This is a genomic window from Desulfocurvus sp. DL1XJH-121, assembly GCF_054819825.1.
In genome coordinates this window covers 146,875-167,323 of the sequence record NZ_JBTVWW010000006.1, presented here as the reverse complement: position 1 = coordinate 167,323, position 20,449 = coordinate 146,875, and the positions used below count along the sequence as shown (strand labels likewise).

The 20,449-nt window shown below is 61.7% G+C and carries 17 protein-coding genes; 10 read left to right on the top strand and 7 right to left on the bottom strand.

Annotated features, from left to right (window positions below; translation table 11 throughout):
- A partial coding sequence (locus ACYYG1_RS06410; protein WP_461209460.1) for a helix-turn-helix domain-containing protein occupies window positions 1–569 on the bottom strand: 569 nt, incomplete at its 3' end.
- A 343-nt stretch (window positions 570–912) separates the two neighbouring features.
- On the opposite strand from ACYYG1_RS06410, the gene ACYYG1_RS06405 reads away from it, so the two are divergent.
- Entirely contained in the window at window positions 913–1,356 is a 444-nt protein-coding gene (locus ACYYG1_RS06405) for a hypothetical protein (protein WP_461209459.1), read from the top strand.
- Between the two features lie 409 nt (window positions 1,357–1,765).
- Here ACYYG1_RS06405 and ACYYG1_RS06400 read toward each other — a convergent pair whose 3' ends face one another.
- The gene (locus tag ACYYG1_RS06400) at window positions 1,766–2,506 is read right to left on the bottom strand and encodes a hypothetical protein (protein ID WP_461209458.1); all 741 of its coding nucleotides are present in this window, start codon (window positions 2,504–2,506) and stop codon (window positions 1,766–1,768) included.
- 810 nt (window positions 2,507–3,316) lie between these two features.
- Here ACYYG1_RS06400 and ACYYG1_RS06395 point away from each other — a divergent pair.
- Window positions 3,317–5,062, top strand: coding sequence for a hypothetical protein (locus ACYYG1_RS06395; protein WP_461209457.1), 1,746 nt, complete (start codon window positions 3,317–3,319; stop codon window positions 5,060–5,062).
- A gap of 384 nt (window positions 5,063–5,446) precedes the next feature.
- On the opposite strand, the gene ACYYG1_RS06390 is transcribed toward ACYYG1_RS06395, so the two are convergent.
- Together ACYYG1_RS06390 and ACYYG1_RS06385 are read right to left on the bottom strand one after the other, a co-directional pair.
- A complete protein-coding gene (locus tag ACYYG1_RS06390) occupies window positions 5,447–5,989 on the bottom strand; it encodes a YajG family lipoprotein (protein ID WP_461209456.1) in 543 nt (180 codons plus the stop codon).
- 550 nt (window positions 5,990–6,539) lie between these two features.
- The gene (locus ACYYG1_RS06385; protein ID WP_461209455.1) at window positions 6,540–7,697 is read right to left on the bottom strand and encodes a pyridoxal phosphate-dependent aminotransferase; all 1,158 of its coding nucleotides are present in this window, start codon (window positions 7,695–7,697) and stop codon (window positions 6,540–6,542) included.
- A gap of 242 nt (window positions 7,698–7,939) precedes the next feature.
- On the opposite strand from ACYYG1_RS06385, the gene ACYYG1_RS06380 reads away from it, so the two are divergent.
- Window positions 7,940–8,386, top strand: coding sequence for a YaiI/YqxD family protein (locus ACYYG1_RS06380; RefSeq protein ID WP_461209454.1), 447 nt, complete (start codon window positions 7,940–7,942; stop codon window positions 8,384–8,386).
- A gap of 93 nt (window positions 8,387–8,479) precedes the next feature.
- On the opposite strand, the gene ACYYG1_RS06375 is transcribed toward ACYYG1_RS06380, so the two are convergent.
- On the bottom strand, window positions 8,480–10,078 hold the full coding sequence (locus ACYYG1_RS06375; RefSeq protein ID WP_461209453.1) for an NAD(P)/FAD-dependent oxidoreductase: 1,599 nt from the start codon (window positions 10,076–10,078) through the stop codon (window positions 8,480–8,482).
- Window positions 10,079–10,617: 539 nt separating this feature from the next.
- Between ACYYG1_RS06375 and ACYYG1_RS06370 the strand changes: the two genes are divergently transcribed.
- Window positions 10,618–11,811, top strand: coding sequence for a GGDEF domain-containing protein (locus ACYYG1_RS06370; RefSeq protein ID WP_461209452.1), 1,194 nt, complete (start codon window positions 10,618–10,620; stop codon window positions 11,809–11,811).
- Between the two features lie 86 nt (window positions 11,812–11,897).
- On the opposite strand, the gene ACYYG1_RS06365 is transcribed toward ACYYG1_RS06370, so the two are convergent.
- Window positions 11,898–13,025: a GGDEF domain-containing protein gene (locus tag ACYYG1_RS06365; RefSeq protein WP_461209451.1), complete on the bottom strand. Its 1,128-nt coding sequence runs from the start codon at window positions 13,023–13,025 to the stop codon at window positions 11,898–11,900.
- Window positions 13,025–14,197: an FIST signal transduction protein gene (locus ACYYG1_RS06360; RefSeq protein WP_461209450.1), complete on the bottom strand. Its 1,173-nt coding sequence runs from the start codon at window positions 14,195–14,197 to the stop codon at window positions 13,025–13,027. The genes ACYYG1_RS06365 and ACYYG1_RS06360 overlap by 1 nt, the downstream gene beginning before the upstream one ends.
- Before the next feature lie 937 nt (window positions 14,198–15,134).
- Between ACYYG1_RS06360 and ACYYG1_RS06355 the strand changes: the two genes are divergently transcribed.
- From ACYYG1_RS06355 to ACYYG1_RS06330, 6 genes are all read left to right on the top strand, one after another.
- A complete protein-coding gene (locus tag ACYYG1_RS06355) occupies window positions 15,135–15,917 on the top strand; it encodes an ABC transporter substrate-binding protein (protein WP_461209449.1) in 783 nt (260 codons plus the stop codon).
- A 62-nt stretch (window positions 15,918–15,979) separates the two neighbouring features.
- Window positions 15,980–16,636 carry an amino acid ABC transporter permease gene (locus ACYYG1_RS06350; RefSeq protein WP_461209448.1) on the top strand — a complete coding sequence of 219 codons (657 nt, stop codon included), beginning with the start codon at window positions 15,980–15,982 and terminating at the stop codon, window positions 16,634–16,636.
- 9 nt (window positions 16,637–16,645) lie between these two features.
- A complete protein-coding gene (locus ACYYG1_RS06345) occupies window positions 16,646–17,383 on the top strand; it encodes an amino acid ABC transporter ATP-binding protein (RefSeq protein ID WP_461209447.1) in 738 nt (245 codons plus the stop codon).
- Between the two features lie 13 nt (window positions 17,384–17,396).
- Window positions 17,397–18,710 carry a lysine 2,3-aminomutase gene (gene kamA / locus ACYYG1_RS06340; RefSeq protein WP_461209446.1) on the top strand — a complete coding sequence of 438 codons (1,314 nt, stop codon included), beginning with the start codon at window positions 17,397–17,399 and terminating at the stop codon, window positions 18,708–18,710.
- On the top strand, window positions 18,700–19,554 hold the full coding sequence (ablB, locus tag ACYYG1_RS06335; protein WP_461209445.1) for a putative beta-lysine N-acetyltransferase: 855 nt from the start codon (window positions 18,700–18,702) through the stop codon (window positions 19,552–19,554). Before kamA ends, ablB begins: the two co-directional genes overlap by 11 nt.
- Window positions 19,508–20,419, top strand: coding sequence for a YitT family protein (locus ACYYG1_RS06330; protein ID WP_461209444.1), 912 nt, complete (start codon window positions 19,508–19,510; stop codon window positions 20,417–20,419). The genes ablB and ACYYG1_RS06330 overlap by 47 nt, the downstream gene beginning before the upstream one ends.
- Window positions 20,420–20,449 lie beyond the last annotated feature (30 nt).

Sequence of the window (20,449 nt, the reverse complement as noted above, 5' to 3'; positions counted from 1 at the left end):
CAGTCGATGACCGACTGCAAGTACACCTTGCCCACGCCCTTGAGCGTGCCCACGAAGAACGTGTCCACGGCCACCAGATCGCCCGTGTGGCGCGTCTCGATGTGCCGGTCGCGGAACTCCGGGCTGAAGCGCTCCAGGGCCCGGATCTGGTCGTCGCTGAGCTTGATGTCCCGGCCGCGCACCGACTGCTCCAGCCGCAGAAGCCGCTCATGGCGCGTGAGCAGGCTGTGGCGGCTCCATACGCCCCGGACGCCGCCCGAACTGACCTGCACCCCGCGAAGCACGAGCTGCTGCGCAACCCGCAAGGCCCCGTGCGTGGGAAACTCCAGGCTGTAGGCCATGATCGCCGCCTCAATCTCTTCGCCCACACGGTTGGGATGCGGGCCCCTGGGGCCGGGCAGCCGGTCCAGCAGCCCTTGCGACCCATGCGTCTGGAAGTTGCGCCTGATCTCGTAGAACTGTTGCCGCGAATAGCCCATCACCTGGCAGGCCCGGCTCACGTTGCCCAGCTCCGTGGCAAGCTCTAGCAGACTCAGCTTCCTTCGTGCTACCTTCTTCCTCGTGGTCATGACGTTCTCCTGGTCGAGGTTTCGGTGAAGTCTTTTCAACTCCAGCCGTACCCCAACCAAGGGCGGCATGACCACGCTCATTTCATGGCCTACTGTCAGGTGATAACCATCTCAGCACACCCCTACCACCCGCAAGCGCTTCAAGCTTGCCGCCATGGAGGCCGATCTGACCTTCAAGGACATCTTCGTCCAAGCCATGGAAGAGCTAATTGCCAAGCAGGAAGCAGGGGCAAAGGAGGATTCGGAAGAGCGTGCGGAGGAATAGGCCCTGAAACGGCCCGGCCCGGTGCTACCAACACCGAACCGAGCCTAACCACAACCGACCTTCGAAGGAGGTACGATCATGGCTTCGCAGTTTGTAGTCGAAGACACGGATGAAGACAACGTTCGCTGGATTGCCGAGCCCCGCCTTTACCGCAAAGCCCGCCAGCTCAAGGGCATCTGGAACGCCTTCAAGTTCTTGGCCCATGGCGGCAAGTTCAAAGAGTTCCTGGACTTCTCCGGGATCGATTCCCGCATCATAAGCCCCGTCCAAGTGACCATCTCCCATGACGGTCAGGTGGTGGACGTGAAGGGCAGATACGATAACGCCGTGTCGTCCGCCCAAGAGCGCTTGGCTAGCCTTTCCGGGTTGATCCTTGCTGGTGACGATGAACCAGGATTCCGCGTCCGCTGGAATGACAGCGCCAGGGGTGACGCATGGAAGGACGCTGGACTTGGCGTGGCCCAGGCCCCCGGCAAGTTCATCGTTCAGCCCAAAGGTCTGTCGGATCGCCCTGGGCGTTGAATGGAGTTCTCCGACTCTCTGTTGACTTCAGGCGGCCAAGCCTGGAAACCAATTAACAACGGGGCGGCTTCGGTCGCCCTTTTTCGTTGGCTCCATTGCTATGGACACAATGGACAATATGGACACAATCCAGGCCAAGGGTAATTCTGTCCATTCTGTCCAATGTGTCCATAGGGGGCTGAATCGAAAACGAGGGCATCAGGCTTCGGCTCCTTCCGCGCCCTCCTCCATGGACGATTGGTTCTGGAGCGCCATGCTAGGGTGAATGAGCCTAGCCCCGCTGGGCGTTGGAGCATCCAAATTTAGCGACGGAGATGGCCCGAGAGGGGAGGCGAGACGAAGTGCCCCGAGTCCACCGTGCATATACTATCATGTGCGTGACCGCACATCTAAAAATGGACCGCTTATGCTAGGGCTGAAGCTCTGCTGGATCAACTAGACCATTAGCGACAATTGCTTGGTCAAAGGCATTAATTAGAGCGCTGATCGTGGTTCGGGCATTTTGGATTTCGTTGTGGCCAAGATGGATGGGGTGACCGGCGGTGGCACCGAAGCGGGGAAATGAGCTGCAGAATTTTTGATCAGCTATTCCATCAGCGTGCACTAAAAGGTGCCTTATCTCTAAAAATGGAAGTGCAGCATCAATTTTTTCTTGCGCTACACCGAGATTTAACTTGGCATTCATCTGAGCGATCAGCTCTTTTGTGCTTTTTTTGTTCTCAATTTGACGAAAAATTGCTTCAGAAATCATTTTGACGACATTGTCCCAATTGCCAGCCAATAAAATATCATTTACCTTGAATGTTGAATTGCATTCCCCAGTCAATCTGTTTGGACTTATGCCTTTCTTGGCGGCAGCCTCCAGCACTTCGCGAAAGTACATAGTCATATCTTCATATATATCTTTGATGAATGATGAGTATAAGGTGACCTTAAGATGTCCGATGGCAATTTTCCTGTTGTGGGGACTGGCATCTCGCCCTGCGAGCCTAGGATGTCGATGCACGTCTACGGCATCAAAAAGCATTTCCCCCGCGTTTTTGTTCAATATGCCGCGATCATTCGAAATACTGACCACATCGGCAAGTTCGATGTCTGCATCAAAATGAGCAAAACGATTGAGGAAGCGTACGTATGACTTCGTTTTCATGCAGTTTGCTCCGCAATAGTGGCAAAGGTTTTTGTTTGTAATTATATAATCATTGCGTTATATAAAGCATTTTGTCAACACTCTATTAAGGCTAAAATGACGCAAAAGTCATCGCAAAACCAGAACCTATAAGCACAGGGCAACCGTCAGCGAAACAGACTGGGGCGATTCCCTTTGGTATGCCTTCCCACACTAACAGACCGTCCACAACGCAAAGCTAGAAGACAAGCAGCATAACAGGCTCGATGGTCTCTGGCTCCTTTTCCTGATAAGCTCATCGCCTGGCCCAAGGAATTTTCGTCGCAGCCCGCAAGCCTACTTGGAGGTCGAAATGATCTTCGTGCCCCGGGAAGGCCGATGACCATCTGCGAGCAGTACGCGTAAAGGGCATGATCCAGGGGATCGTCACCCTACCCTTTCTGGGGTAACTTTTGGGGTAACAGCAGATTTTAAAGTCGGGTATATCCTTTTAATTCAAGCTGATAGAAAGACAATGTGATTGTCCCCGCCTCTGATAAAGTCCGATTTAGGACGAAAAGCCCCGGGAATCCGGGGCTTTTGTTTTTCTGCCGTCTACATCAGGCGGTCAAGCCTGACCACAAATCAACCACGGGGCGGCTTTGGCCGCCCTTTCTTGCCCCCCCTATCCAGGCCGCGCCTGAAGCTCTCCCCGGCTTGCGGAGCGAACCCGGGGAACCGCCCCCCATTCCAATCCTGGACGCAAATTAAGTCATATCAATATCGGCCGATACGGGAAGATATGCCTGGCGCGCATGCCCGCGCCGTGTCTTGAACCCGAGGAGCGTCGTCATGTCCAACAGCATCGATTCCTTTTCTTCACAGTCAACGTCCCCGCTCTGGCCCGATGACCAGCCCCAGCAGGTCCAGCCCTCCGAGGGTCAGGGCCGGGGCGACGCCGCCGCCGGCATCGGACCGGACTTTACGCTGGATATCTCCGAGCAAGCCCAAAAAGCCTTGGAACAGGCTCGCGACAAACTCCAGAAAGCCCAAGAATCCAGGGAAAGCCCCTGGTACAAGCATTTCAAACTCGCGACGGGCACCACGACCCTGGCCAACGGCAACAAGCAGGTGGTGACCCTCGACGGCGACCACATGACGCTGGAGGAATACGAGGGCGACAAGCTGGTCAAGAAGGTCGAAGGAACGCTCAACGACGATGGCGTGGTCCTGGACACGGAGATATACGGCGAGAACGGCGAGGTCAGCCAGACCATCCACACCGCGCTGTCCGGCCTGGACGAGGCCATGGACACGACATCCTCGGCGCACATGAGCCGCAGCATCCAATGGTTCGACGACGGCGAGCTGGTCCGCCAAATGAGCGACAGCATGACGCTGGAAAGCGATTACGCCGGATTCGGTTCCGACAACCTGTCCGGAAAGTCCAATGTGGAAAACCTCATGGCCAACGGGACGCTCAGCGCCCAGACCGCAGTGGAATCAGGGATGACCGCCCAGCCCGATACCCTGGAGGGCCTCATGGGGCAGATCACCATGGACACGCAACGGGTCCGCTACTCCGCCAATATCCAGGAATACGCCAACGGCCGTCTGAGCCAGGACGTGCATATCAACCAGAAGAACGACTACACCAACCTGACCAACCGTAGCGCCGACAAGTTCGGCGGCATGGACTCCAACAACACCAGGAGCCTCGCCCAGGACACCAGCCTCGAAATCCAGATGACCTCCTACGATCAGGACGGCGATCTGCTGCGCGAGGCGGCCTTCAGCGACTCCCACCAGGACGGCAACGCGAACAACGACGGCCAACAGACCCAAAGCGTCAGCGTGGCCTGGTATGACAAGGGCGATCTGGTCGAACGCAGCCAGGGTTCCCTGAACATGAAGGAAGGGAAACGCAAGCGGCTGGCGAACCAGCCCTCGATGTTGGAAACCCTGCGTCTGGAGGAAGGGGAATACGCCTCCACCACCCCTCGCTCGGCCGTGGACCTCCTGGGGCAGGGCCTGCGCGAGGCGGCCACCGAGGCGGACCACTTCGGCGCGCCCCTGGAGCAGGACGCCAGGGCCGGCACCTACAATACGGCGGACAAGGCCGCCGAACGGGGCACAGGCGACAAAACCTACAGGATGGCCTGGAAGAACGAGGTCTACCGCGACGGGGACATGGTGGCCCGCCAAGTGGACAAGGAATCCGCCATCCAAAACCCGGGCCCCACGGGGCTCACCTTCCGCGCGGGCGGAGGTCTTACGGAAAACGATTCCCCGGCCGTGCTGCGCCGCAGCGAGCACACGGACGAGAGCTTTGAAAATGGCCGCCTCGAGCAGCGTGCATCCATCGCCTCCCGCGAGTTTATTGTCAGAAACGACGACGCTCCGGACAGGCTCAAGACCTCCACCAGCGCGGTCAGCGGAACAGGCTTTGACCGCGAAACCAGGCAAGCCGTGGTGGATTCCGGGCTGGCGGACGCGGACCGAGAGGACCATGCCGCGGCCCTGGCCATGGGCCAGGCCATCGAGGTAACCATGGACGGCATAGCGAATATCATCGGGCGCGTGGGGCAAGACGGCTAGCCATGCCCGCCCGGCGCCTCCTCGTCCATCGGGGATATCGGCGGCTCACACGGCAGCTCGCCAAGCTGGCCCTTCCAAGATTTAGTGTCCAAATTTAGCAACAGGGCGGCTTCGGTCGCCCTTTTCGTTAATTCCATGCCCATGGATACAATGGACAGAATGGACACAATCCTAGCCGAGAGGAATTCTGTCCATAGGGGTCTGAATCGAAAACGAGGGCATCAGCCTTCGGCTCCTTCCGCGCCCTCTTCCATGAACGATTGGTTCTGGCAGTGTCATTCGCTTGGCCCGCAGCAGTAGCGAATGACGAGGTATGTATTCATTTGTTGTGCTGATTTAGTTATCACCTGACAGTGGGAACATCAGAAAAAAGTTGCCTCCAAATTATTTCGATGTTGCCCTTTCAACCATGCGTTGAAAAATAAACGACAAGTCTTGAGAGGGAGAACTGCCAGAGATATGGAGATAGCCCACTGCGTAGATCCTGCATTTTTCATTGGACGGGCTACTAAACAAGGCAATGCTTTTAGAGTTGCTTGGAAATTGCCTTGTGCATCGAAATAAAACAACACCATTATCAAGAATAGAGCAAGAATCAAGCCGCATTGGCTGACCCATAGAGCAGTAAGATTCACCTGTTGTTTTCAACAATCTCTGGTTTGTCTTCATCTCGTCAAATACTATGTTATCGTATTCGTGTCTTGCAACAGCCATGAGTGCATGAGTCGATCCGTCTTTGCCATGGATGACAAACAGCCCTTGTTCAGGCTTTGCGGCAGAAAATTTTTTCGGCAATGGAAGCTTTATATCTGTCCCGACGATATGCACCCACGATTTACCGTTACCGCTTGATATCTCAAGGCGTTGTGAGTGGCTCGCACACCCGGCCAGCATCACCACAACGAGAAGGATGAATAACCTGCGCATTCCGTTCTCCTCCGCTTGGGGACCGGATAGCAGAGGCGTAAAAAAATGGCGAGAATTGATATCTGCAAGTCTGTTTGCTTTTCGGCACAATGAGAGACTCGCGACACAGGCACAACGAGGTGCTGCGGGCCATGGGCAAGAGGCAGGAGGCAGGAGGCGGACCTCACGGGCTGGGCTCTGGTCGCCTCCGGCTCCCGCCGCCTACCCAGGCGGCAACCAGCCGGCAGGCCGAACCCTTGAGCGAGCGGATTGCCCCATTACGAGTGGTCCATAAATTGGGAGCAGGTCAGCGAGCAATACGCGTAAAGAGGCATGGTTCAAGGGATCGTCACCCTACCCTTTCTAGGGGTAACTTTTGAAGGAAAAGCTTATTTCAAAATCATATATATTCTATTAATTCAAACAGATAAAGAAACAATAGGATTGCCCCCCTTACGCATATGACGTCGCAAGACGCATCATAAAAAAGCCCCGGTCACCCGGGGCTTTTTTTGCCTTCTGGTCTGGCCGAGTCGTATCCCGGCCATTTGAAGCTCCTACCTGTTTCTTCTCAGGCGAGCCGCCTCAGCCTATTCATGGCGTCCTTGAGAATCGGCATCTCCTTGGCGAAGCAGAACCGGACCATGGTTTCGCCCACCGGGCCGGAATAGAAGGCCGAGCCGGGCACGCAGGCCACGCCGGTCTTTTCCAGCAGATACAGGGCGCGCTCCTTGGCCGTGTCGCCGGGCAGCGAAGTCACGTCGGCCAGCGTGTAGTACGAGCCCGCCGGGACGTGCGGCGTGAGGCCGATCTCCCGCAGGGTGTCGCAGAACCGGTCCCGCTTCATCTGATGGTCGTCGGACACGCCCTGGTAGTACTCCGGGCCGAGCTCCTCCAGGCCCTTGGCCGCGCCGATCTGCAGCGGCGAGGGCGCGCAGACATAGACGAGGTCGTTGAAATGCCCCACGGGCAGCGCCCACTGCGGATCGCAGATGGCGTATCCCAGCCGCCAGCCGGTGACGGCGAAGACCTTGGACAGGCCGGAAATGGTGATGGTCCGCTTGGCCATGCCGGGCAGCGTGGCCGGGGAGATGTGCTTCGCGCCGTCGAACACGAAATGCTCGTAGATCTCGTCGGTGAACACGAAGAGATCGTGCGATTCGGCGAAATCGGCGATGATCTTCAGCTCTTCATGGCTGAAGACCTTGCCCGCCGGGTTGGACGGGGTGTTCACGAGAATGGCGCGCGTCTTGTCCGTGACCGCCCTTTCCAGATCCTGGGCCGCGAAACTCCAGTCCGGCTGCTCCAGGGTGACGTACACGGGCTTGATGCCCTGGCTGACCATGGTCACGATGTGATAGCCGTAGTACGGCTCGAAAACCACGACCTCGTCCCTCTCGTCGAGCAGGGCCAGACAGGCGGCGTAGAACGCGCCCGTGGCCCCGGCCGAGGCGATCACCTGGCCCTCGGGGTCCACGTCCATGCCGGTGTACTGCTTCTGCTTGGCGGCGATGGCCTGGCGAAGCCGGGGCAGCCCGTCGAAGCGGGTATAGATGTTGTAGCCGTCGGCCATGGCCTCGGCCACGCCGTCCATGACCATCTGCGGAACGGGCAGGTCGCACACGCCCTGGGCCAGGTTCACCCCGCCCACCCTGGCGCACTCCAGCGTCATGTTCCGGATTTCGGACTGGGCGACCAGGGGCCTGCGCTTGCTCACTTTCAATGACATGCGGTCCTCATCGTATTCAGGATTCGAACAATGCGTTATGCGGGGGAGACAGTATATGACTTCCGCGCCGAATAAAACCCTCGTGTGCGCAGGCGTGCGCCCGTGCCGGAAAGACCGCGTCCGGGTTCCTGTCATGAAAAAGCTTCACTCCCCCTCGGACAACAGGTAGTCGGTATCGCGCGGCGGGCAGTTGCTTTCCCGCGACCACACAGCCTCTCGGGGCGAGGAATCCGGAGTTGAGAATGCAGATATGGGTTGATGCCGACGCCTGCCCCAAGGCGGTCAAGGAAGTGCTTTTCAAGGTTGCGGAGCGGCGAAGGGTTTCGCTGACCCTGGTGGCGAACAGCTATTTGCAGGCGCCGAATTCGACGTTCATCCAGACCGTGCAGGTGGCGCAGGGGTTCAATGTCGCGGATGACCACATTGCGGGATCGATTCAGCCCGGCGATCTCGTCATCACGGCCGACATCCCCCTGGCCGCCGAGGTCATCGAAAAAGGGTGCGAGGTGCTGACGCCGCGCGGGGATCACTACACCGAGGACAATATCCAATCCACCCTCGCGGTCCGCAACCTGAAGGAAGAGCTTCGCTCGGCCGGCATGATCGCCGGAGGCCCTCCCCCCTTCGGCCCCAAGGAAAAACAGAATTTCACGAATCTGCTGGATCGAAGGTTGACGGCGATGATGTAGCGGGAGTCCTCTTTGCGCATCTTCGCAGAAAAGCCCCGGCTCGCCGGGGCTTTTCTGCTGAACTGCAAAGCGCTCCCAGGGCGGAGCCGAAAATCAGTTGCCGCCGCCAAGGAAGCGCGCCACGGCCAGCGCGGCCTTTTCCCCGTCCATGGCGGCCGAAACGATGCCCCCGGCGTATCCAGCGCCCTCCCCGCAGGGGAAGAGGCCCTTGATGCCGACGTGTTCCAGGGTCTCCGGGTCGCGGGGGATGCTCACCGGCGAGCTGGTGCGCGACTCCACGGCCAGGACCTTGGCCTCGTTGGAATCGAAGCCCCTGAATTTGCGCCCCAGCAGGGGCAGGGCCTTGCGCAGGCTCGCGGCGACCATCGACGGCAGCAGCTCATGGACCGGCGCCGAATAGACGCCGGGAATATATGACGTCTCGGGCAGTGAGGCGGACAGCCTGCCCGCCACGAAATCGCCCGCCCGCTGGGCCGGGGCCGCCTGGGTCCTGCCGTCTCCCGCCAGGAACATGCGTTTCTCCACCTCGGCCTGGAACCGCAGGGCGCGGACCGGATCGTCGCCCGCGCCCACGTCGTCGAGGCGGATTTCCGCCACCAGCCCCGCGTTGGCGAAGGGGGCGTTGCGCGCGGCCAGGCTCATGCCGTTGAGCACCAGCTCGCCGGGAGCCGTGGAGGCCGGGACCACATAGCCGCCCGGGCACATGCAGAAGGAAAAGACGCCGCGCCCGTCCACCTGGGTCGCGATGCGGTAGCTCGCCGGGGGCAGATTCTCGTGCCTCGGGGACTGGTGGTAGAATATCCTGTCGATGAGCGGCTGGGGATGCTCGATGCGCACCCCCAGGGCGAAAGGCTTCGCCTCCACGGCGACGTTTCGGGCCGCCAGGGCGCGGAAGACGTCCCTGGCCGAGTGGCCCGTGGCCAGAATCACCGCATCCGCAAGGATCTTCTGCGACCCGTCGGCCACGACGCCGACCATGCGGCCGTCCTCGATGAGGAAATCGTCCACGCGCGTCCCGAAATGGATCTCGCCGCCGCAGGCGACGATGTCGTCGCGCATCCGGCGCACGATCCTCGGCAGCATGTTGGAGCCGAGATGCGGGTGGGCGTCGATGCGGATGTCCGCGGGTGCGCCGTGGGCGATGAACAGGTCCAGAATCCGGCCCACGTTGCCGCGCTTCGTGGCCCGGGTGTAGAGCTTGCCGTCGGAATACGTACCGGCCCCGCCCTCGCCGAAGCAGTAGTTGGAATCCGGGTCGATCAGCCCTTCGGTATAGATCTTCTTCAGGTCCTTGCGGCGCGCGGCCACGTCCTTGCCCCGCTCCAGCACGATGGGCCGGATGCCGTTTTCCAAGAGCGTGAGGGCGGCGAAATACCCCGCCGGGCCCGCGCCCACGATGACGACGCGGCCATCGCCCAGGGGGGCGGGCCTGAACGGGGACTCCCGGGGCTCCACCGACTCGGGGTCGCCCACGACCACTTGGAGCACGAACTGCGGCCGCCTGGAACGGCCGTCGATGGAACGCCGCCTGACGCGGGCGGAGATGCCCGCCTCGTCTGGCAGACCGGCTTTCTCAAGGGCCGCCTTGCGAATGGCGCCCGGGGAATTGATACGATCGGGATCGATCTTTATGTCGACAACCACGGGGAGCATCACAACCTCGCTGGACCGGGAATACTTGCGCCGCGCCATCCCCCTCCCCCTTTTTGGAAGAGACGGAGGCGGGCGCCTTGAAAAAAGAAAAGCCCTGCGTGGGTCAGAGAACTGTCTGGGCTGCAATTGCCCAGGGTGATGAACCAGCAGAGCTGTGCGGTGGATACCCTCGGGCAGGGATGCCGTCCACTCATTAAGGACGCGCCGGAGGACAGGTCTGGCAATCTCAAGCCGGGCGAACCGGCGTCTGTCAGGGTGCTCCAGGCGCGTCAGCATCTATCTAGGCAGCCCTGCCCGCGCCGTCAAGCCGGACCGAGCCCCTGCCCCTCCTTACCCGGCCTCGCCTTGGCCCGCCCCTCGGAGCCCCAGGCCGCGTGACGTACGCCGGACCTATCGATCCGAAAATCATATTTATATACCAGGAAACGCCTGGGCGATATTTTCCCCAAACGACAGACTCCATTTGCCTTCAAGAAGCCTCTTCTGGTAGACGGCACCCTGGCAGCGGGCGGCAACGCTTGAAAAGCCCCGCGTCCCAACCTCTTTCGCCAACGCACCGCCGCACAGGGAGTCGCGCCTTGCCCCAGTTCGACATGAAGACGATCGTGCTCACGTTCGTCCTCGTCCATTACGTCTGCACCTATCTCCTGTTCCAGACCTGGCGCAGGACCAGGGGCACCTTCGCGGGCACGGGCCTGTTCATGGCCGACTATCTCTGCCAATCCACGGGCGCGACCCTGGCCCTACTGCGCGGTGTGATTCCCGCTTTCGCCTCCGTGATCCTGGCCAACATGCTCATGTTCGGCGGCGTGACGCTCTTCGCCTTCGGCATGGGGAAATTCCTGAACGTCGCGGTCCCCAGGAAGGTCTACGCCGCCGTCATCATCCTCTTCACTGCCCTCTACTGCTTCTACACCTACGAACAGCCGGACATCCGCATGCGGACCATCGTCTTCGCCGGCATGCTCATCCCCGTGTTCCTGCACGTGGTCTACATGATCATGCACCAGGCCTCCGCCGACGACCGCAGGCACGCCTTCCACGTGGGCGTCACGTTCCTGCTGTTCACGGCCCTGTACGTGGCGCGCACCTACACCGCCTATTCGGGCCGCCGGATCGTCGACTTCTACGACAACAATTTCGTGGACGCGGCGATGCTCATGCTGACCATGCTGCTGTGCATCATCCTCATCTATTCCATCGAGTTGATGATCAGCAGCAAGCTGTTCCAGATGTCCCAGGACGGCGCACGGGAAAAAGACGAACTTCTGAAGAAAATGCGCCGCCTGGCCACCCGGGACCACCTTACGGGCGTCCTCAACAGACGGCGCATTGAGGAGATCGTGCAGCACGAGGCGGAGCGCCACAAGCGCCTGGGCCAGCCCTTCAGCGTGATCCTCTGCGACATCGACCACTTCAAGGCCATCAACGACCGCTACGGCCACGACGCGGGCGACAGGGCCATCGTCCACGCCATCGGCTTGCTCTCCGCGCAAATCCGCGAGGTGGACCGCCTGGGCCGCTGGGGCGGAGAAGAATTCCTCATCGTGACGCCGGGGGAGGAACTCTCCCAGGCCTTCCAGACGGCGGACCGCCTGCGGCGCGTGGTGGCCAACCACCCCGTGGACCACGACGGGGAGGCCACCACCATCACCCTCAGCTTCGGCATCGCGGAATTCGGACCGGGCATGGACGCCGACACAGTGATCAAGCACGCGGACCAGGCCCTGTACCGGGCCAAGCAGGCCGGACGCAACAGGGTCGAGGCCTGAATGCGCCCGGGACGCCCCTCCCGAACGCAGAACGCCCGCGCGGCCAGGCCGCGCGGGCGTTCTGCGTTCGGGGCGCAAACCCGGGGCTAGGCGTCCTGGAGCACGACGCGATTGCGCCCCTCGTTCTTGGCCTCGTACAGGGCCTTGTCCGCATCGCTCACCAGCTGCTCGGGATTACCGAAATTCACCGGCACGGTGCTGGACACGCCGATACTCAGGGTGACCCGCGCGCCGGCCATGGACGCCGAATGGGGAATGTCCAGAGCGGCCACGGCGGCCTGGATGTCGTTGGCCAGGATCGCGGCTCCGTCCAGGTTCGTGCCCGGCAAGAGGACCACGAACTCCTCGCCCCCGTACCGGGCCGCGAGGTCCGCGGGCCGCCTGGCCGTGGAGGCCACGGCCCTGGCCACCCGCCGCAGGCAGTCGTCCCCGGCGATGTGACCGTAGGTGTCGTTGTAGTTCTTGAAATAGTCCACATCGCACATGATCAGGGACAGGGGCTCGCCCTGGCGGACCAGACGCCGCCACTCGTCCTCCAGGCGCTGGTCGAAAAGGCGGCGGTTGGCCACCTGGGTCAGGCCGTCCACGCTGGCCAGGCGCTCCAGCTCCAGGTTCAGCTTTTCCAGGGCCAGCTCCGTGCGCTTGCGCACCTCCACCTCCAGGGCCAATTCCTCGTTGCGCAGCACGAGTTCCCTGGATTTCTGCCAGACCATGTCCTCCAGGTCCTCGCGGTGGCGCTCCAACTCCTGATACTGCTGGCAGGCCTTGCAGCTGCTGGCCAGCTTGACGAACACGGGCCGCAGGGCCTGAACGACGTGCCGCGTCAGGCAGCAATCGCTCTTGAGCAGGATGGCGAAGCCCACGTCGGGCAGGTCCATGATCATGTACTGCCGCCCGTCGCCAATCTCGCCGCACAGGGGCAGACGGGCCCGCACCCCCTCGAGGCCCTCCTCGTCCAACCCCTTGCGCAGCAGGGCGCGCGCCTCCCGGTAGTCCTCCACGCGATCGACGTTGCGGGGGATGGAAAAGACCGTCGCAATCTCGGACCTTCCGCCCCGGCCCGACGGAAGAAGCAGCACGGCCCCGGCCGTGCAGTTGAACTTCCTGAGCACGGTGGCCAGCGCGGCCCTGAGCATCACGGGCAAATCCACGCTGCCCCCGATCGCCACGAGGCACTCGTACAAAACCTGGAACAACTCGGACGAATACAGCATCAGTCCCCGACCATCCCCACCACGCAGGTCTTATTGAGGAATTCCAGGGAATCCCGTCCGCTGTTGGCTATCTCGCCCTGGCTCAGGGCCCCCACCAGGGGCAAGCCGTCGCGGTTCAGGAGCTCCAGTTCCTGCTCGAATCCCTGGCGCAGGAACTGCCACCGGGTGCAGCAGTCCATAACCAGGACCACCTTGTCGCCGCAGGCCGCGCCCTCCCCGCCGCAGGCCAGGTCGTAGGCCTCGCCCGCGGCCCGGATCAAGGACTGCTGGTCGCCGGTCATGATGTGCACGAAGGCGCCTTCGGGGATATCCACGCTGAACACGAGATCGTCGCCGTCCACGGCTACGATCTCGCGGACGATGTGCTCCGCCTGGAACTTCTCGATGCCCAGGGGAAAATGCGGCACCAGGGGAAGCAAGGATTCCGGCTCCACGCCACGCCCCAGATACCCGTTCACCACCTCCCGGAAGACGTCTCCGGCGGGCCGCCAGTCCAGGCTCAGGATACGGGCGCCCCGCGTCGCGGTGACCATGAAGGGACCAGCCAGCTTTCGCCAGCCGTGGCCCACGCCGATGCGGCTGTCCATGTCCAAGGCCACCAGCTGGATGGTGTCCACGGCCATACCCTGGCTGGTCAGGATGCAGAAGGACGGGCCCCGGTTTCCGGACGGGTCCGCCATGATGCCCGCTCCACCACCCAGGTAGTTGAATTCCAAACCGAAAATTACGAACAGGCTCTCCATGAACTCGGAAATGCGGGAGCATTTCCCGTCCACGAAGACCAGCATGGTCCTGTGGCCCTTGAGCTCCAGGCCGAACTCGTCCAGGACCAAATCGAAGTCCACCCCGCCCGAGGTCTGGCCAGGCACAAGGCGCGACGTGAGCGGGCAGCGTATGCCCACCATGATCGTGCCCCGCGTCATGCTCCGCACGCCGTGCACGATGCCGGGGAACACCCCGCCGAAGATCTCGACGGGGGCGGCGCGCAGCACCGGGTCCAGCTGCACGGGGGTGAAGCCGTTCTCCTGGCAGGCCAGGACCAGCACCCCCCTGACGCCGGGGTCCCGGCCCACGGCATCCAGAAGGCTCTTGAAGCCCTCCACGGTCCCGCTGGAATCCAGGGCGATGGTCAGCCCCGCGCTCCTGGTCAGCTGCACTTCCGCGTTCTCCATATCCAAACTCTCTCTCCCCGAATGCTTCGCGACAAGACGAGCGTATCGGGATCAGCATAGCATCTCCCGACGGCCGCTCAAACAAAAACTCGACCAGCACCTTCTTCAAGGCGCGTAACGGAGCAGGGAATAATTGATATCAGCTTGATGTTTAAGGCAATACATCCCCGGCGCCCCCTGGCGAGGATGCTGCACGAAAAGTTACCGGCCTCGCCCCCCCCTTGACGAGTCCGGCAGAGCCATACCCTACGACGCGGTTTCTGTCATGAATAATTCGCCAGCGCGTTCGGGCACGCCGGACTTCATCGGCAAAAGGAGGCGACTCCTTAACCCTTTGCGCGGAAAACACTTCTCCCAGGCGAATGTCTCGCCCTCCGCCGCCATCCGCAGCTTTGAACTCTCCATTGTTTCCCGCGTGAAACAATACAGAACCAAGGACGCCGATTTTAGCAGTAATATGCAGGATACAGGAAATTTTCAGAGAAAAATATATCCTTGTCCCCCCCGCTTCCCGGTTCACCCTGAGCCGTTCATGCTCAGCAGATGCCAGCCATGCAGCCGACGCATAATGACAATGAAAAATACTCCGTGAAACAATCACATGATATACAACAAAAAGTGCGTCATTGAACAATATCGCATCTTTTGCATTATAAGCACAATAGATGCAAAATAGAAATGCAAAATATGAATCAAAAATACATGAATTGATTTCTTTTGTTTCGTGTGTTTCAAAATAAAATTACAATATACGAAAAACTTGACTTATTTGTCATCTCTTCATATACACCTCAAGAAAATTACATGCGGCGAGCAGTTCAACCATATCCTTGCCGCAGATCCGGCCCCACCAAGGCCCCCAGCGCCGGACATGCCGTGCGTCGGTCGCCGCACGGTCCGGGCCCGGACCCCATCAATCCGAATCCAAGGAGTGCCCATGTATCTCAAACGGATGATGCCGTTGTTCTTTGTCGTGATCGTCGCCCTGGCCCTCGCAGGCTGCAACGAGGAAAAAACGGATTCCCTCTCGCGGGTCAAGAAGGCCGGCGAGATCAGCTTCGCCATGAGCGGCGGCTATCCGCCCTTCAACTTCTTCAACGACAAGAACGAACTGGTGGGATTCGACGTGGACGTGGCCCGGGAAGTGGCCACACGCCTGGGCGTGAACCTGAAACCCGTGACCACGGAATGGAGCGGAATCATCGAAGGCCTGCGCTCTGGCGCCTACGACGGCATCCTGGGCAGCATGGCCGTGACCGAACAGCGCCTCAAGGTCGTGAACTTCTCCACCCCCTACTACTATTCCGGTGCGCAGCTCATGGTCCGGGCCGACGCGGGCTACGCCGCCCCGGGCGACGTCAAAGGCGCCACCATCGGCGTGGTCACGGGCACCACCTTCGCCCAGGACGCCGAGAACCTCGGCGCGGGCGAGGTGCGCCTGTACAAGGACGACACCCAGACCCTTATGGAACTGGGCAACGGCGTGGTGGACGGTGTGATCACCGACCGCGTGGTGGGCGTGAACGCCATGAACTCCGGCAAGTTCCAGATCCGGATGCAGGGCACCCCCCTGCGTAGCGAGGACATCGCCGTGGCCTTCAACAAGGCCGACGAGACCTTGCTGGCCGAAGTGAACAAGACCCTCACGGCCATGCACGAGGACGGCACCCTCTCGCGCCTGAGCCAGAAATGGCTGAAGACGGACATCACGACCAAGTAGCGCCTCTCCGGGCGCGGCCGCGCGGCCGCGCCCGTTCCTCCCCCCTTACAGCGGACACTGCCATGTATTTCGACTTTGCTGCCCTGCCGAAGTTCCTGCCCTATTTCCTGCCCGCGGCCTGGATGACCCTCAAGGTCACGGCCCTGGGCATCCTGCTGGGCGTGGGCCTCGGCCTGGGCACCGCGTTCATGCGCATCTCGGACAAGCGCATCCTGAACCTGCCCGCCCGGGCCTACATCTACGTCATCCGGGGCACGCCGCTGTTGCTGCAGCTCTTGTTCCTCTATTTCGGCCTGCGCGGCCTGGCCGGATTCAGCGCCCTGACCTCGGCGGTGCTTGCGCTCGGCGTGCACAACGGGGCGTACATCGCGGAAGTCTTCCGCGGGGCCATCGTGTCCATCGCCCCGGGGCAGATGGAGGCCGCGCGCAGCCTGGGCATGCCCCACGCCCGGGCCATGGTGCGCATCATCCTGCCCCAGGCCCTGAAGCGCGCGGTGCCCCCCCTGGGCAACCAGTTCATCATCGCCCTCAAGGATTCGTCCCTGGCCAGCACCATCACCATCAACGAGCTACTGCTCAAGTCCCAGCAACTGGCCTCGTCCAACTATCTGATGATGGAGATGCTCTGCATCGCGGCCCTGTTCTATCTGTTCTACACGGCCCTGTTCAGCTGGCTGTTCAGCCGCCTGGAACGGCGCCTGGACGTCAGCCAAGCCTAGGAGGCAGATATGTCCGACAATCCTGTTATAAAAATATCCAATCTTAACAAATGGTTCGGCGATAATCACGTCCTCAAGGGCATCGATCTGGACGTCCTGCCCTCGGATGTGGTGGTGGTCATCGGCGCCAGCGGATCGGGCAAGAGCACGCTCTTGCGTTGCGTGAACCACCTGGAAACCTTCCAGGACGGGGAAATCCGCATCTCGGGCCAGCGCGTTCGCGACAACGAGCGCTTCATCAACGCCCTGCGCGCCCGCGTGGGCATGGTCTTCCAGCACTTCAACCTCTTTCCGCACATGACGGTGCTGGGCAACGTCATCGAGGGCCCAACCCAGGTGCGAAAGATGCCGAAGAAAACAGCCCGCGAGCTGGGCCGCCACTACCTGGACAAGGTGGGCCTCGCGGACAAGGCCGAGGCCTATCCCGAGACCTTGTCCGGCGGCCAGAAGCAACGCGTGGCCATCGCCCGCGCCCTGGCCATGGAGCCTGAGGTAATGCTTTTCGACGAGCCCACCAGCGCCCTGGACCCCGAACTCGTGGGCGAGGTGCTGGAGGTCATGCGCGACCTGGCCAAGGACGGCATGACCATGATGGTGGTCACCCACGAAATGGGCTTTGCCCGCGAGGTGGCCGATTCCGTTGCCTATATGGACGAGGGGCTGATCGTGGAGCAATCCGCGCCCGAGGCCATGTTCGAGTCCCCGACCCAGGAACGGACCCAAGAGTTCCTGAGTCGCATCCTGTAACCAAGGAATGATTTTGCAGATTTTCAACGAGCATCAACAGGAGCTGGCCGCCAGCGTCGAATCCTCGGCGGACCGCTCCGACTGGACGGACTGGAAATGGCACGTGCGCCACGCGGTGAAGACCGTGGAAGGCATGGAAAAGGTCCTGGGCATCACCCTTTCGGACCACATGCGCAAAGCCTGCCGCCAGACACTGCGCACCTTCCCCATGTCCGTCACGCCCTACTACCTGTCCCTCATCGACGTGAACGACTACGCCAACGATCCCGTGTTCATGCAATCCTTCCCCAACCCGGACGAGCTCAAGATCGGCAGCCACGACATGGCCGACCCCCTGCACGAGGACGAGGACAGCCCGGCCCCGGGCATCACCCACCGCTACCCCGACCGGGTGCTGTTCCACGTCAGCAACACCTGCGCCATGTACTGCCGCCACTGCACGCGCAAGCGCAAGGTGGGCGACGTGGATTCCATCCCCTCGCGCGCGGACCTGGAGGCGGGCCTGGAATACATCCGCACGACCCCGCAGGTGCGCGACGTGCTGCTTTCGGGCGGGGACCCCTTCCTGCTCTCCGACAAGCGCCTGGACTGGCTGCTGACCCAGGTGGAACGCATCCCCCACGTGGAGGTGGTGCGCATCGGCACGCGCACGCCCGTGGTCCTGCCCTACCGCATCACCGACGACCTGGTGGAGATGCTCAAAACGCACCATCCCCTGTGGATCAACACCCATTTCAACCATCCGCGCGAGATCACGGCCTCCTCGCGCCGCGCCCTGGCCCGGCTGGCCGACGCGGGCATCCCCCTGGGCAACCAGAGCGTGCTCCTGGCCGGGGTCAACGACTGCCCCAGGCTGATCAAGACCCTGAACCAGAAGCTGGTCCAGAACCGCGTGCGGCCCTACTACCTGTACCAGTGCGACCTCTCCGAGGGGCTGACGCATTTCCGCACGCCCGTGAACAAGGGCATCGAGATCCTGGAGAGCCTGCGCGGGCACACCAGCGGCTTCGCCGTACCCACCTACGTCATCGACGCCCCCGGAGGCGGCGGCAAGATCCCGGTGATGCCCAACTACGTGGTCTCGCGCGGGGTGAACAAGGTGGTCCTGCGCAACTACGAGGGCGTCATCACCACCTACTCGGAGCCGGACTCCTACGAGGCCACCTACTGCGACCGCCAGTGCTCCAAATGCAACCTGACCCTCAAGGAGGAGGACGCCGAGGAGCAGGCCATCGGCATCGAAAAACTGCTCTCGGACTGGGACGACACCACCAGCCTGACCCCGGAGAACAACCAACGCATGGAGCGGCGCGACGATGCTGCCTGATGCGGTGACCACCATCGGCCGGTCCCTGATCCAGCACGGGCCGGCCAACGACAGGGTTTATCTCATGAAGTTGGCCCCGGACGACATGCCGGGGCTGGTGGAGCGCATGCTGCGTCTCGGCCGGGACAAGGGCTACTCCAAGCTCTTCGCCCGGGTGCAGGGTTCCCAGGCCCCGGCCTTCGCGGCGCGGGGCTTTGCGGACGAGGCCCTGGTGCCCGGGCTGTACCGGGGCCGCGAGGACGGGCATTTCATGAGCCGCTTCCTGGACGGCGGGCGCGCCGCCCTCAAGGACAGGGAACCCCTGGCCAAGGCCCTGCGCATCGCCCGGGCCAAGGCCGAATCCGACGCCCCGGACCCGGCCCCAAGGGAAATCGCCCCCCTGGGCCCGGAACACGCCCCGGCCCTGGCCGGGCTGTACAAAACCGTCTTCAAAACGTATCCCTTCTCCATCTCCGACCCGGGCTACCTGCGCGAGGCCATGGCCTCGGGCACGATGTTCTTCGGCCTTGAGCGCGGCGGCCGGATAACCGCCGCGGCCTCGGCCGAGGTGGACGCGGACTGGCTCTGCGCGGAGATGACGGACTTCGCCACCCTGCCCGAGGAACGGGGCCGGGGCGCGGCGGGCAAGCTCCTGGCGCGCATGGAAGAGAGGACGACGGCCCTGGGCTTGGTCTCGGCCTACACAATCGCCCGCGCCGAGAGCCCGGGCATGAACGCTGTGTTCGCCAGGGCCGGATACGACCTGGGCGGCACGCTCATGAACAATACGCAGATCAGCGGCAAGCTGGAGAGCATGAATGTCTGGTACAAGCGACTCATCCCGCAACCCCCATCCCCTGGGTAAGGGGCCGACCTTCAGCCTGGACTGCACCTACAAGGTCTGGTGGAACCTCCTGCTCATCACGGCGGGCTCCCTGTTCATCTCCGTGGCCATGCGCAGCCTGGCCGTGCCCCAGCAGTTCGTGCCCGGGGGCGTGTTCGGCCTGGGCTCGCTCATCTACTACGCCACGGGCGTCCTGGACCCGGGCTGGCTGTACTTTCTGCTCAGCGTGCCCCTGTTCGTGTTCGCCTGGTTCAAGGTCAGCAGGCGCTTCGTCTGGTACAGCGCCTACGCCACCGTCGCGGCCACGGTCTTCTACCAGGCCGTGGACCTGCACATTCCCCTGCAAAACCAGCTGTACGCCAGCGTGGCCTGCGGGGTGGTCAACGGCTTCGGCTGCGGCGTGGTGCTCAGGTCGCTCGGCTCCAACGGCGGCCTGGACGTGCTGGCCGTATACCTGTTCCAGCGCTTCAACATCGGTATCGGCAAGGTCTATCTGGTGTTCAACGCCCTGCTGTTCGCGGCCAGCGCCCTGTACCTGTCCCTGGACCTGGTGGTGGCTTCCCTGATCATGGTCTTCATCACCGCCGTGGTCATGGAGAACACCCTGTCCCTGTTCAGCCAGCGCAAGGTGGTCTTCATCATCTCCGACGCGGCCGAGGACATCAGCCAGGAAATCATGGGCGTGATGCGCCAGAGCGCCACGTTCCTGCGCGGGTTCGGGGCCTACACCCGCAAGGAAAAAAACGTGCTCATGACCGTGGTCAACAACATCCAGCTCAAGAAGCTGGAGGAGATCACCTTCTCCCACGACGAGCGCGCCCTGTTCATCGTGGAGAACACCTTCTCGGTGCTGGGATCGAGTTTCTCCAAGCGCAAGATCTACTGATCCGCCGCCCCTCTCCCCTTTCCGTCTCCC